General features: G+C 68.5%; 10 protein-coding genes. 7 read left to right on the top strand and 3 right to left on the bottom strand.

What is annotated here, in order from left to right; translation table 11 throughout:
* Positions 1-153: 153 nt before the first annotated feature.
* Complete coding sequence (locus Ate02nite_RS22925) at positions 154-1089, bottom strand: aminoglycoside phosphotransferase family protein (protein WP_203808869.1); 936 nt, start codon at positions 1087-1089, stop codon at positions 154-156.
* Between the two features lie 171 nt (positions 1090-1260).
* Positions 1261-2109, bottom strand: a complete 849-nt coding sequence (locus Ate02nite_RS22930; RefSeq protein WP_203808870.1) for a helix-turn-helix domain-containing protein — start codon at positions 2107-2109, stop codon at positions 1261-1263.
* A 101-nt stretch (positions 2110-2210) separates the two neighbouring features.
* Between Ate02nite_RS22930 and Ate02nite_RS22935 the strand changes: the two genes are divergently transcribed.
* A complete protein-coding gene (locus tag Ate02nite_RS22935) occupies positions 2211-3194 on the top strand; it encodes an FAD-dependent oxidoreductase (protein WP_203808872.1) in 984 nt (327 codons plus the stop codon).
* Here the strand turns inward: Ate02nite_RS22935 and Ate02nite_RS22940 are convergent.
* A complete protein-coding gene (locus tag Ate02nite_RS22940; RefSeq protein ID WP_203808874.1) occupies positions 3177-3683 on the bottom strand; it encodes a hypothetical protein in 507 nt (168 codons plus the stop codon). The two genes, Ate02nite_RS22935 and Ate02nite_RS22940, sit on opposite strands and share 18 nt — an antisense overlap.
* Positions 3684-3920: 237 nt before the next feature.
* On the opposite strand from Ate02nite_RS22940, the gene Ate02nite_RS22945 reads away from it, so the two are divergent.
* The 6 genes from Ate02nite_RS22945 (at position 3921) to Ate02nite_RS22970 (ending at position 14081) form a co-directional block, all read left to right on the top strand.
* Complete coding sequence (locus Ate02nite_RS22945) at positions 3921-6830, top strand: glycoside hydrolase family 3 protein (protein ID WP_203808876.1); 2910 nt, start codon at positions 3921-3923, stop codon at positions 6828-6830.
* A gap of 66 nt (positions 6831-6896) precedes the next feature.
* Positions 6897-9698: a beta-galactosidase gene (locus tag Ate02nite_RS22950; RefSeq protein WP_203808878.1), complete on the top strand. Its 2802-nt coding sequence runs from the start codon at positions 6897-6899 to the stop codon at positions 9696-9698.
* A gap of 57 nt (positions 9699-9755) precedes the next feature.
* Positions 9756-10763, top strand: coding sequence for a LacI family DNA-binding transcriptional regulator (locus Ate02nite_RS22955; protein WP_203808880.1), 1008 nt, complete (start codon positions 9756-9758; stop codon positions 10761-10763).
* 160 nt (positions 10764-10923) lie between these two features.
* Positions 10924-12234, top strand: a complete 1311-nt coding sequence (locus Ate02nite_RS22960) for an ABC transporter substrate-binding protein (RefSeq protein WP_203808882.1) — start codon at positions 10924-10926, stop codon at positions 12232-12234.
* A gap of 58 nt (positions 12235-12292) precedes the next feature.
* Positions 12293-13198: a carbohydrate ABC transporter permease gene (locus tag Ate02nite_RS22965; protein ID WP_203808884.1), complete on the top strand. Its 906-nt coding sequence runs from the start codon at positions 12293-12295 to the stop codon at positions 13196-13198.
* A 1-nt stretch (position 13199) separates the two neighbouring features.
* Positions 13200-14081 carry a carbohydrate ABC transporter permease gene (locus Ate02nite_RS22970; RefSeq protein ID WP_203808886.1) on the top strand — a complete coding sequence of 294 codons (882 nt, stop codon included), beginning with the start codon at positions 13200-13202 and terminating at the stop codon, positions 14079-14081.
* The last annotated feature ends 6 nt before the right edge of the window (positions 14082-14087 follow it).

A 14087-nucleotide genomic window follows, 5' to 3' on the forward strand; every position in this document is an offset into this window, starting at 1 on the left:
AACATCGACGAACTCCGAATAGTACGCGTTTCCCGGTCCCCAACCGCACAGCCACGAACCCCGCCTGCGGCGGCTGCCGCCCGCGAGCCCTCGACGGCCGAACGGCCGTAGCGCGCCTCTCGCGCGGTGATGGGCTGGATCCAGATCGCGCGGTCAGATCACCGCCGGCGCGGGCAGCTCGCCGACCCAATAGGCGGCGGCGGTGCGGAAGTCCTCGTCGACCGGGAGGGCCGCGTCTTGGACGGCGCGCTGCCAGGCCAGCGCGCGGGGGACCCGGTCGATCCGGTAGGCCAGCGATACTGAGCGGCGCAGCGTGGTGGCCGGGGCCAGGTCGGTCCACGGTTCCAGGTAGGCGTCGCGCAACCGGGCCAGCTCGGCGGCTCCCGGTTCGAGTTTCAGCAGGTGGGCGGCGAAGCCGAGGGCGACCAGCATGGTCCCGAACGGGTGCGACACGCACGCGTCGCCCCAGTCGAAGAAGCGGAAGCCCCGCGGCCCGACCGGGAAGACGTTGGCGTCGGTGAGGTCGTCGTGCTGGAGGGCAGCGGGCAGCCCGTCCGCGGCCAGTTCCGCACACCAGTCGGCGAACGGCACGGCCGCCACGTCGCCCTCCGTCTCCACCGAGGCCAGGAAACCCTTGAGGAGGCCGGGCAGCAGCGGCAGCCGCATGTCGGGCACGCCGAGCGCGACCATCTCGTCGGCGCGGGCGGCGGTCTCGCGCTGCAGCACCGCGTACGCCTGCAGCATCCGCGCCCAGGTCTCCACCGGTGGCCCGGCGCCGATCTCGTCGCGCAGCGTGGGCCCGGCGTCGGCGCTCAGCAGCCAGCCCCGGTCGTCAACCGCCAGCGGCGCCAGCACGGCGTCCGGCACCCAGCCGGCCAGCGCCGCCGCCAGCGGCGCCTCATAGGCGCAGGCAGCCGTGTTGGCCTTGAACCATCGGGTCCCAGCGGCCGTCGATACTCGGTGCGTCACCGACCAGGGCCGGACCCGAACCTCAACGATCGGCCCAGTCGCCGGAGCGTCGAGATGCGCCATGATCCACTCGTGCGCGGCCGCCACCCACTCGGGGTCGTGCCAGTCGTTGGCTTTCATCGACCGTGACTTTAGGGAGTCCCGGCCGCCGGGCGCAGCCGAGATTCGGGCCGGCGCCTGGATCTCCTGCGCGAGAGTCGCGTTGCGGCCTTGTGGCCGTCGTTGATCGCGTTGCTCGGCGGTTGCCGATGGTGCGGTTGTGGGGCGGGATGCGCGTACCTTCCGGATTTGTCAGAGAATTCCGGCGACCAGCCTAAGTGGGGTTTCGAAGGCCGACAGGGCCTCTTCCGTGTGTGCGTCGGCGGGGAGGTGGATTACCAGGCGCTGGCCGTCGTCGGCGGGTAGGTCCAGGGTTTCGTAGGCCACTCGCAGCTCGCCCGCGGCCGGGTGCATCCAGCGCCGGATGCCGTTCGCCGACGGCAGGCCGGGGACTGTGCGGGTGCGTTCGTCGAAGGAGTCGCCGGCCAGCACCGTCAGCTCGTCGGCCAGGGCGGCCAGGTGCTGGTCGGCGCGGAACGGGCCCTGTTTCAGGTCGGCCACCCGGTCGTCGGCGACCATGTCCCAGTCGGGGAAGGTGGTGCGGGACCGGCGGTCGGTGAAGACGTAGCGGTTGAGGTTGGGTGGGTCGCCGTCGAGCAGGCCGGTCGCGCCGGCCAGGCGCTGGAAGCCGCTCGTCCAGGCGAGCAGGTCGCCCTGCTGGTTCAGCAGGACCGCGGCGGCCGGTTCGAGGCGGGACAGGATGGCTCGCACCGAGGGGCGCACCTCGCGGCCGGGGCCGGCGTCGCCCCGGCAGGTGAAGCCGCGGTCGGCGCCCTTGGACAGCCGGTAGAGGTGGACGCGCTCGCTCGCGCTCAGCCGCAACGCCGAGGCCAGGGCGCCCAGCACCGGCGCCGACGGGTGGCGGTCGCGGCCCTGTTCGAGGCGGGTCACGTATTCGACGCTCACCCCGGCCAGCGCGGCCACCTCGGAGCGGCGCAGGCCGGGCGTGCGGCGGCGCGGGCCGGTGGGCAGGCCGCTCGCGGCGGGCGTGATCGTCTCGCGCCGGCTGCGCAGAAACATCCCCAACTCGTTGTCGGCCATGGCATTGACGGTAACAACCGCCCCGGCCCGAATCCTGTCCCTGCCGCTACCACCCTGGGCCCGGCCTCCCTGCGACCGGCCGCAGGGGCGAGAAATGACCCATGACAAAAGTGCTGATTATCGGCGGCGGGTACGGCGGCATCACGGTGGCGAAGGCGCTCGACGACGTGGCCGAGGTGGTCCTGATCGAGCCGCGCGAGACGTTCGTGCACAACGTGGCCGCCCTGCGTGCGGTCGTCGACCCGTCGTGGGCGGACCGGATCTTCATTCCTTACGACGGGCTGCTTGCCAACGGCCGCATCCGCCGGGCGTGGGCCGAAAAGGTCACCGCCGACGCGCGAGTCGAGCTCCGTGGGGGAGACGTCGAAATCGGTGACTACGTGGTGCTGGCGACCGGCTCGTCGTACCCGTACCCGGCAAAGATTGGAATCGGTGAGCGCGACCAACTCGCGGAGACCCACCGCGCCCTGGAGAAAGCCGAGCACGTCCTGCTGGTCGGCGCCGGACCGGTCGGCCTCGAGTTCGCCGGCGAGATCACCGCGGCCTGGCCGGGCAAGCGGGTGACCGTCGTGGATCGGGCCGACGACCTGATGCCAGGTGACTATCCGGACGAGTTCCGCGTCTCGCTGCGGCGACAGCTGGATGAGCGCGGCATCCGGATCACCACCGAGCCGGTCGACGCCGACCTGCGCTTCGACTGTTTCGGCGCCACCCCGGAAACCGGGTACGCCGATCTGCCGGCCCGCCGCCCGGACGGCCGCCTTGCGGTCAACCCGGACCTGCGGGTCTGCGGGACCGAGAACATCTTCGCGATCGGTGACATCACCGCCCTGCCCGAGCTGAAGATGGCCCGCCTGGCCCAGATGCACGCCAGGGTGGCGGCGGCCAACATCCGCGCGCTGATCGAGGGCCGGACCGACCTGACCACGTACCAGCCGCAGCCGGACGCGATCGTCCTGCCGCTGGGCCCGCACGGCGGGGTCAGCTACGGCCCGGAGGCCGGGGTGCTGGGCCCGGAGCAGACCGCCGCGATCAAGGCCGGCTTCTACCTCGACCAGTACCGGGAGCTACTCGGCCAGCCGTGACGCCAGGTCGGCCTCGAACACCTTCACCTGCGGTGCCGTGGTGCCGGTGCTCTCGTAGCCGGTCGAGTCGGTGATCACGACGCACAGCACCATCAGGTTGCTGACCCGGAAGGCGGTCAGCTCGCCCTGCCGGTAGGCCTCGTCGCCGACGCCGGGGACCTCGGCGGCCATCCCGGTCGCGGCGTTGCGCAGCAGCTTGCCGGCCTCGGCCGGGGAGGACGCCACCTTGTAGTTGATCAGCAGGACGGTGTGGGTCGCGGAGTCGGCCCGCACCACCTTGCAGCCGCCGCCGTCCCCGGCGGCGGTCGCGAAGCCGGTGCCGAGGAAGTGCAGGCCCGGCTCCACCGGCGTGCAGCCGTCCGGCGCGGCGGTGAATTTCGACTTCTCGTCGAATACCCCGGCGAAGTACGCGATCGAGCCGGCCGCGACGAGCAGCACGAGTGCCGCGAGCACGGCCACGAAGATCAGCGGGTTACGGCGAGACGGCATGACGGCGATCCTAGCCGCCCGTGATCATGGCCCCGACCTGCGGCTGAAGAAGACCCGAGTCGATGTTACCGGGCGATTTCCAAGAGACTGTGGACACGAGATAGGAGGGCATCTATCGTGAGCGATACCGCCGATAATCGAAGCGCTTCGACGACTACTTCGAAAGATCGCCTGCTCGGTCCATCCACCCGTGCTGAGCAGGTGATTCGTCGTTCCCATAATTGAGGAGAATCGCCCATGCGACGGCGTTTTCTGCCGCTGCTGGCCGCCGCATTACTGGTCGTACCGGCCATTCCCGGCGCCGCCCACGCGGATCCGTCCTACCCTTTCCGTGATCCACATCTGGCGCTCCAGGCGCGCATCGACGACCTCGTCGGGCGGCTCACCCTGGACGAGCGCATCTCGCTCCTGCACCAGTACCAACCGGCCATCCCGCGGCTCGGCATCAACCTGTTCAAGGCCGGCACCGAGGCCCTGCACGGCGTCGCCTGGTCCAACGACATCGACAACGGCGGCGCGGTCGTGCAGGCCGACGGCACGTCGTTCGCCCAGCCGGTCGGCCTGGCCAGCACCTGGGACACCGCGCTGATCGAGCGGGTCGGCTCGGCGGTCGGTGACGAGGCCCGCGGCTTCAACGCCAAGAACCCCCGCGTCTTCGGCCTGAACCTGTGGGCGCCGGTGGTCAACCTGCTGCGTGACCCGCGCTGGGGCCGCAACGAGGAGGGCTACTCGGAGGACCCGCTGCTCACCGGGGCGATCTCCACCGCCTACGGCGACGGGCTGCAGGGCGGCGACCCGGATCACCTCAAGTCCGCGCCCACCCTCAAGCACTACCTGGCCTACAACAACGAGGCCGGCCGCGACGTGACCTCGTCGAACGTGCCGCCCCGGGTGCTCAACGAGTACGACCGGGCCGCCTTCAAGCCGGCCCTCGAAGCCAACGCCGCGACCGGCGTGATGGCCTCCTACAACCTGGTCAACGGGCGCCCGGCGACGGTCGACCCGGACCTCGCCACGCTCGAGCGCAGCTGGTCGGACTACCCGCTGTTCAACGTCTCCGACGCCTACGCCCCGTACAACCTGACCGGTTCGCAGAAGTACTTCAGCACGCAGGCCGAGGCGAACGCCGCGGTCATCAAGGCCGGCCTCAATGCATTCACGGTGGACGACGCCAACGGCACACCCACGGTCACCGCGATCAAGGCCGCCCTCGATCAGGGCCTGCTCACCGTCCACGACATCGACGTGGCCGCTGGGCAGGCCCTGAGCATCCGCTTCCGGCTCGGCGAGTTCGACCCGGACGGCGGCCCGTACGCCAAGATCGGGCCTTCGGTGATCAACAGCGACGCGAACAAGAAGCTCGCCCGGGAGACCGCCGACAAGGCGATCGTGCTGCTGAAGAACCAGAACAACGCGCTGCCGCTCAAGCCGGGCGGCAAGGTCGCGGTGGTCGGCCCACTGGCCGACACCCTTTACAGCGACTGGTACGGCGGAAAGCTCCCGTACCAGGTGACCGCCGTCGACGGGATCACCGAGAAGGCCGGCTCCGTGGTGAGCTCGACCGGCTCGGACCGGATCGCGCTGCGCTCGGTGGCCACCGGCAAGTACGTCGCCTCGACCGACGACGCGGCCTCGGTGCTCGCGGACAGCCCCACCGCGGCGGCGCAGTTCGACGCCGACGACTGGGGCCAGGACGTACTGACCCTGAAGAACGTCGCCAACGGAAAGTACCTCGGCTACAACTGGGGGCCGTTCGTCACCCGCGACGACCAGCCCAGCGGCTGGTTCGTGCAGCAGCAGTTCAAGCTGGAGCCGCAGGCCGACGGCACGATCGCGATCCGCTACGCCGGCTACGAAACCGGCGAGAGCTGGTTCGGGCCGAACCGGTACCTGACCATCGACGCGGACGGGAAGCTCGCGCTGGGCTCGCCGGACGCCGCGGGCGCCGCCAAGTTCAGCAAAGAGGTGCTGCGCAGCGGCATCGACGAGGCGGTCGCCGCGGCCAAGACGGCCGACACCGCCGTGCTCGTGGTGGGCAGCCAGCCGTTCATCAACGGCCGGGAGGCGCATGACCGCACCACCCAGGCCCTCGGCGCCGGCCAGGCCGCCCTGGTCAAGGCGGTCAAGGCGGCCAACCCGCACACCATCGTGGTGCTGCAGACCAGTTACCCGGACACCATCAACTGGGAACAGCAGAACGTGCCGGGCATCATCTGGACCACGCACGCGGGTGCCGAGACCGGCCACGCGATCGCCGACGTCCTGTACGGCGACTACAACCCGGCCGGGCGGCTGACCCAGACCTGGTACGCCAGCGACAGCCAGCTGCCGGCCGACCTGCTCGAGTACGACATCATCAAGTCCCAGCAGACCTACCTGTACAGCAAGCAGACGCCGCTCTACCCGTTCGGCTACGGACTTTCGTACTCGTCCTTCAAGTACGGCAAGCCGAGCGTCGGCCGTGGTCAGGTCACCCTGACGGTGACCAACACCGGCAAGCGGGACGGCGACGAGGTTGTCCAGCTCTACACCCACCAGCGCACGTCCCGGGACACCACGGCCGTCAAGCAGTTGCGCGCCTTCCAGCGCGTACACCTCAAAGCCGGCCAGACCAAGACCGTGAGCCTCGCGCTCAGCCCGGCCGACCTGAAGCGCTGGGATCAGACCCGCAGTAAGTGGGTCGTCGAGTCATCGGTCTACGACATCCTGATCGGCGCGTCGTCCAGCGACATCCGGCAGCGCACGTCGCTGTCGGTGCGGGGCGAGACGATCCCCGCCCGGGACCTGGGCCGCACGACGCGGGCCGAAACCTTCGACGGGTACGCCGACGGCGTCAAGCTGGTCGACGAGAGCAAGGCGACCGGTACGTCGGTCGGCTCGAACGCGGCCGGCCAATGGATCGTCTTCAAGGACGCGGAACTGCGCGGCACCTTTACCGCGCAGGTGGCTTCGTTGAAGGACACCACCATTCAGGTACGGCTGGGCTCGCCCACCGGCCGGCTGGTCGGCACCGCTCCGGTCACCGCCACCGGTGACGTCTACAAGTACGCCGCGGTCACCGCAAAGCTGGCCAAGGCAAGCGGGCACCAGGACGTCTACCTGGTGTTCGGCGACGCGCTGCGCGTGTCCACATTCTCCATTCGGTGAGAGGGGAACCCGCCCGCCGGCCTGGTCAGCCGGCGGGCGGGTTTTTACCGTCCTTGAGAGGTCCGCATGAAGATCCTGCTCGCCCTGGTCCTGGCTGTCGCGGGCCTTTTGGTCCCGTCATCGGCCGCTGCGCAAAGCAAGCACACGGTCACCTATGACAAGTACTCGCTGACGGTCGACGGCGAGCGCGTTCTCCTGCAGGCCGCCGAATTCCACTATTTCCGGCTACCCAGCCCCGATCTGTGGCGCGACATCCTGGAGAAGGAGAAGGCAGCCGGATTCAACGGCATCAGTGTCTACTTCTCCTGGGCGTTCCACTCGCCGGCTCCCGGGCAGTACGACTTCACCGGCGTCCGCGACGTCGACCGCCTCCTGCGCATCGCCGAGGAGGTCGGCCTTTACGTCATCGCCCGGCCCGGCCCGTACATCAATGCCGAGACCACCGGCGGAGGCTTCCCGGCCTGGCTGAAAACCGTTCCCGGACGGGCCCGCAGCAGCGCGCCGGGATACACCGCCGCCTATCACGACTGGCTCGCGCACATCAATCCGATCATCGCCAAGCACCAGGTCACCCGGGGTGGGTCGGTGCTGCTGTACAACGTCGAGAACGAGTACGCGGTGAACACCGACGCCGTCTACATGCAGGACCTGCAGGACACCGCGCGGGCCGACGGCATCGACGTGCCGATCACCACCAACAACTGCTGCGACGCCGGTTCCTGGTCGTCGACGTGGGGGAGTGGGCTCGGTGCGGTGCAGATCCCCGGGGTCGACGATTACCCGCAATCCTTCGACTGCGGCAATGCCGCGACGGTGTGGGGCCCGTGGGGCGCCGGTGTCACCGAGAAGGTCCGCGAGGACGCGCCGGTCTTCGCCGCCGAATACCAGGCCGGCGCGATCGACCTGAACAACGCCGGCTATGCCGCGTGCCGGGAGCTGACCGGCGTGCAGTACACGAAGTACTTCCAGAAAGGGAACATGATCCTTTCCGGGGCTACCGCGTTCAACTACTACATGGGCTTCGGCGGCACCAACTGGGGCTGGCTCGCGCAACCGAACGACGTCTATACGTCCTACGACTACGGCGCCGCGATCTCCGAGGACCGCCAGCTCACCGACAAATACTTCGAATACAAGCGGCAGGGCTATTTCCTGCAGTCCGTCCCGCAGCTCACCAAGACCGACGCGGTGGCCGCGCCGGCCGCGCCCGGCCTGGAGACGGCGGCCCGATCCAACCCGGACACCGGGACGTCGTTCGTGCTGGTCCGCAACACCGGCACCACGCCGGTCACGTCCACCATCGACCTCGGCGGCTACGCGTTGCCGCTGCGGCTCGACGGGCACGACGCCAAGATCCTGGTGACCGGCCTCGACGATCTCGCGGCCTCCAGTTCGGAGCTGCTGACCAGGGCGACCATCGCCGGGCGAGACATCAAGGTCCTTTACGGTACGGCCGGAACGCCCGGGACCACGGTGCTCAACTACTTGTCGAAGCCGGTCGTGAGGGTCCTCGACGGGCAGGTGAGCGCGACCTACAGCGGCGGGAAGCTGCGGCTCGACTACACCCACGAAGGCCTCGCCAGAGTGCAGGTCACCGGGGGAGGACAGCGGCCGCAACTGCTCCTGCTCGGTACTGACGACACCGCCGCCGCGTTCTGGCGCTACGACACCGCGTCCGGCCCGGTGCTGGTGCGCGGCACTGATCTGTTGCGGTCGGCCGCGTTGATCCACGGCACCGCGGCGCTGCGCGCGGACTCGAATGCGGCCGGTCCCGTCGAGGTCTTCTCTCCCGCCCGCGCCATCACGGTCAACGGCAAGCCGGTCGCGGCGCGCACCTCGCCGAGTGGCTCGCTGATCGGCAGCGTGCCCGGCCCCCGCGCGGTCACCCTGCCCGCCCTGTCCGGCTGGAAGCAGCAGGCCGAGGCTCCGGAGGCCCGGCCGGCGTTTGACGACTCGCGCTGGACCGTGGCCGACAAGACCACGAGCCTCAGCCCCTTCCCGCCGCTGACCCAGCCGGTGCTGTTCAGCGACGAGTACGGCTTCCACACCGGCAGCGTCTGGTATCGCGGCCACTTCACCGCCACCGGCGCCGAGACCACGGCCGACCTCAACGCGATCACCGGCAAGCGCGGCAACTACCTGGTCTGGCTCAACGGCCGATACCTGGGCGCCGCCGCCGGTGGGGTGGAGGACGAAACCGGGTCGCCGGGTGCCGGCTCGTTCACCGTCCCGGCCGGCCTGCTGAAGGCGGGCCAACCGGCCGTGCTCTCGGTGCTGGTGCAGAACATGGGCCACAACGACGACTGGACCGCCGACGACAACCGCTTCCGCCAGCCCCGCGGCCTGATCGGGGCGCGCGTCGGCGACGCCGCCATCGCCTGGAAGATCCAGGGCACGGCCTGGCTCGACCCGGCCCGGGGCGGCCTGAACAACGGCGGCCTCTACGGCGAGCGGGCCGGCTGGTCCCTGCCCGGCTTCGCCGACCGGTCCTGGCCGGCCGCCTCGAAGTCGGTGCCGGCCGGGGTCACCTGGCTGCGCGACGACTTCCGGGTCGACCTGCCGGCCGGGCAGGACACCTCGGTGGCGCTGCGCTTCGACGGGGCGATCCCCGCCGGATATCGGGCGATTCTGTACTTGAACGGCTGGAACGTGGGCCAATACGGCGCCGCGATCGGCCCGCAGACCGACTTCGTGCTGCCGGCCGGCGTCCTGCACCAGAACGGGACGAACACCCTGGCCGTGGCGGTCATCGCGGAGCAGCCGTCGACCGTCGCGACCCCGCACCTGGTGGTCGCGGGCAGCCAGCGCGGCGGGGTGCCGGTGCGGGACGTTCCGGCACCGGACCGCCGCAATCACGCCCTTGGCTAGGATCGCTTTCAGTTAGGGAACATCATGGAACGTGATCGGGTGACGTGGGGAGGGCCAGTGCCGACGATCAACGACGTCGCCCGGGCCGCGGGGGTGTCGCCGAGCACGGTGTCGTACGTGCTGAGCGGCCGGCGTCCGATCTCGGCACAGACCCGGGCCCGGGTCCAGGCCGCCATCGCCGAGCTCGGGTTCCACCCGCACGCCGGCGCCCGGGCGCTGGCCAGCAGCAAGACCAACGTGCTGGCGCTGGTGGTGCCGCTGCGGGTGGACGTCAACGTGCCGGTCATCATGCAGTTCGCGACCGCCGTGGTCACCGCCGCCCGCACCCACAATCACGACGTGCTGCTGCTGACCAAGGACGAGGGCACCAGCGGCCTGGAACGCGTCGCGCACAGCACGATGGTCGACGCGCTGATCGTGATGGACGTGGAGAAGGACGACGTGCGTATCCCGGCGCTGCGCAAGCTCAAGCAGCCGACGGTGCTGATCGGCCTGCCCGGCGACCCGTCCGGCATCGTCTGCGTCGACCTCGACTTCGCGGCCGCCGCGGCCGAGACCCTGCGCCACCTGGCCTGGCACGGTCACCGCAGGATCGCCCTGGTCGGCCCGTCGCCAGCGGTCTACCGCCGCGGTACGTCGTACGCCGAGCGGTTCCTGGCCGGCTTCACCGAGGCGTCGGCCGAGCTGGGCCTGGAAACCATGACCCACCCGTGCGAGCCCGGCCAGGAGGGCGTGAAGTCCTGCCTGGCCGACATCGACGCCGAGCTGCCCGGCGTCACCGCGCTGGTGGTGCACAACGAGGAAGCTCTCCGCCCGCTGCTCGACCAGCTGCGGGCGGCGGGCCGGCGCGTCCCCGAGGACATCTCGGTGGTCGCGGTCTGCCCCCGGGACGTGGCCCTGGGCCTGCCGATCCCCTTGACGTCGGTGGACATCCCGTCGCACGACGTCGGCGGCCTGGCCGTCGAGACCGTGATGAAGCTGCTGGACGGCCGCCACACGGAGTCGATCCGGCTCCTCCCACCCACCCTGGTAGAGCGGGACAGCTGCGCGCGCCCGGCGGTCTGAGCCGACCTGCCTGAACCGGTTAACGATCGTTGCGAAATCTGTTCGTCATACCGTTGACATGCGAGCGCCGCGAAGCCTAACGTCGCCGGAAAGTCCCGCGTCGAAGCGCTTCGACAATCTATCGTCGAAGCGCTTCGACGACCCCCACCCGGAGGACGGCATGTTCCGATCACGAGCCGGCGTCGCTGCCGGTGCAATGTTGCTGGCTACGTCGCTTGGCCTGACCGCATGCAGCGGTTCGGACTCCGACAGCGATCAGGGTAGCGACGCCAAGACGCTCACCCTGTGGCACTACGAGGGTCCGACCAGCGCCATGGGCATCGCCTGGAACAAGGCGATCGAGCTGTTCAAGGCGTCGCACCCGGGCGTCGAGGTGAAGTTCGAGGAGAAGTCCTTCGAGCAGATCCAGCAGAACGCCCAGATGATCCTCAACTCCGACAGTGCACCCGACATTCTCGAATACAACAAGGGCAACGCCACCGCCGGCCTGCTGTCCAAGCAGGGCCTGCTCACCGACCTGACCGACGAGGCGTCGAAGCGGGGCTGGGACAAGAAGCTGAGCTCCAGCCTGGCCACCACCGCCAAGTACGACGACGACGGCATCATGGGCTCGGGCAAGACCTTCGGCATCCCGAACTACGGCGAGTTCGTCGAGGTCTACTACAACCAGGACCTGTTCAAGAAGTACAACCTGCAGGTACCGACCACGCTCGACGAGTTCACCAAGGTGATGGACACCTTCAAGTCCAAGGGCATCACCCCGCTCGCGGTCGGTGGCGCGGAATACCCGGCCCAGCAGATCTTCTACGAGTTGGCGCTGTCGCAGGCCGACCGGGCCTGGGTGGACGACTACCAGCTCTACAAGAACAAGATCGACTTCCACGACGCCAAGCTGACCTACGCGGCCAACACCTTCGCCGACTGGGTGAGCAAGGGTTACATCGCCAAGAACTCGGCCGGCATCAAGGCCGAGGACATGGGCGTGGCCTGGGAGCAGGGCAAGTCGCCGATCCTGATCTCGGGTAGCTGGTGGTACGGCCGGTTCGCCACCGAGGTCAAGAACTTCCAGTGGGGCACCTTCCTCTTCCCGGGCAACAAGCTGCACCCGGGCTCGAGCGGCAACCTCTGGGTCGTCCCGGAGAAGAGCAAGGCCAAGAGCCTGGCGTACGACTTCATCGACATCACCATGCAGCCCGAGGTGCAGAACCTGCTGGGCAACAGCGGCGGCCTGCCGATCGCGGCCGACCCGACGGCGATCACCGACCCCAAGAACAAGGAACTGATCGAGACCTTCAACAAGGTGTCGGCCGCCGACGGGCTGGCGTTCTACCCGGACTGGCCGGCCCCGGGTTACTACGACGTGCTGGTCTCGGGCGTGCAGGGCCTGATCAACGGCTCGAAGAAGCCCGACGCGTTCCTCGACGAGATCGCCAAGCCGTACAACGAGAACCTGGCCGACCTCGGCAAGTGACGTCCCCTCCGCGGGCGGCGAAAGCCGCCCGCGGAACTCCCCCCGAAAGGACGTGACCATGGCCGGCAAGAGCAGGAGCCGGACCGGCGGTTACGCGGTCTACCTGATCCCGGGCGTGATCCTGTCGGTGGCGATCATCGTCGTGCCGCTGATCATGACGGTCTACACCAGCTTCACGAAATGGAACGGCGTCGGCGACCAGAAGTGGATCGGGTTCGACAACTACACCCGGCTCTTCGAGGACTCGCTGTTCTGGTCGTCGTTCGGGCACATCTTCCTGCTGATCATCGCGATGGCCGTGGTGCCGACGCTGCTCGGCCTGGTGCTCGCGGCGGTGCTGTTCGACTACATCGCGAAGACGTTCAACAACCGCTGGGCCTCGGTGTTCCGCAGCGGCTTCTACATTCCGCAGGTCATTCCGGTCGCGGTCACCGGCATTGTCTGGGGCTGGATCCTGCACCCGGACTACGGCGCGCTCAACAAGATCCTCGACTCGATCGGGCTGAGCGGGCTGGCCCAGAACTGGCTGGGCGACCCGAACTACGCGCTCTACAGCGTCATGGCGGTGATGATCTGGTTCCAGCTCGGCTACCCGATCGTCATGTTCATGTCCGGCCTGCAGCGCGTCGACCCGTCGCTCTACGAGGCGGCCGACCTGGACGGCGCGTCCTGGTGGCAGCGGTTCCGCAAGATCACGATCTACATGATCCGGCCGGAGTTCTACGTGGTCCTGGTGACCACCACGATCGCCGCGCTGAAGATCTTCGGGCAGATCTTCGTACTGACCCGCGGGGGACCGAGCAACTCCACCCTCGTACCGTCGTACTTCGCCTATAAGAACTTCTTTGAAAAAGCCCAGGTCGGGTACGGGTCGGCAATCTCGACGGTGCTCACCGTGATCATCATCGTGCTGGCGTTCGTGTTCCTGCGGCTGCAGAACCGGGCCGAGAAGGCCGGAGCCTGACATGACAGTTACCGCTGTGCCCTCGCCGGTAAAAAATGACGAGCCGGTCAAGGCTAAAAAGCGCCGCAACCCGGTCCGCTTCGCCATTCTGATCGCGCTGCTCATCCTGCTGCTGCTCATGCTGGCGCCGCTGCTCGTGGTCGCGATCAATGCGGTCAAGAGCCCGGCCGATTACGCCAGCAACGGTCCGCTGTCGATTCCCGGGCACCTTTACTGGGACGGGATCGTCAACTTCTGGAACCGGGTCAACTTCGGTCAGAAGCTCTGGAACAGCTTCTTCACCAGCCTGATCGTGGCCGTACTCGGCGTGCTGCTGAGCATTCTCAACGCGTACGCCCTGGGTATCGGCCGGGTCAAAGGTCGCATCTGGTTCTTGGTGTTCTTCCTGGTGGCGAACCTGTTGCCGCAGGAGGTGCTGGTCTATCCGCTGTATTACCTGTCCAAGCAGGTCGGACTGTACGACAGCCTGTGGTCGGTCATCATCATTTTCACGGTCATCCAGAGTGCGTTCGGCACCTATCTGCTGACGAGCGTGTACACGGAATTCCCGACCGAATTGCTGGACGCCGCCTCCGTCGATGGCGCCGGGAGATGGCGAACCCTGTGGAGCGTCGTGGTTCCGGTCAGCCGGCCCACCCTCGGCGTGCTGTTCACGTTCTTCTTCATCTGGACCTGGAACGAGTTCTTCCTGCCGCTGGTCTTCCTGATCTCGAACGACAACCAGACGGTTCCGGTAGCCCTCGGCGTGCTTCAGGGAGATCGCCTGATGGACGCCACCACGACCAGCGCCAGCGCGCTGATCGGCATCCTGCCCGCGATGTTGTTCTTCGTGATCTTCCAGCGCACGCTCACCCGCGGCATCACCGCCGGCGCCATCAAGTAAAGGGAC

The sequence above is a fragment of the Paractinoplanes tereljensis genome, assembly GCF_016862435.1.
Taxonomy (GTDB): Bacteria; Actinomycetota; Actinomycetes; order Mycobacteriales; family Micromonosporaceae; genus Actinoplanes; species Actinoplanes tereljensis.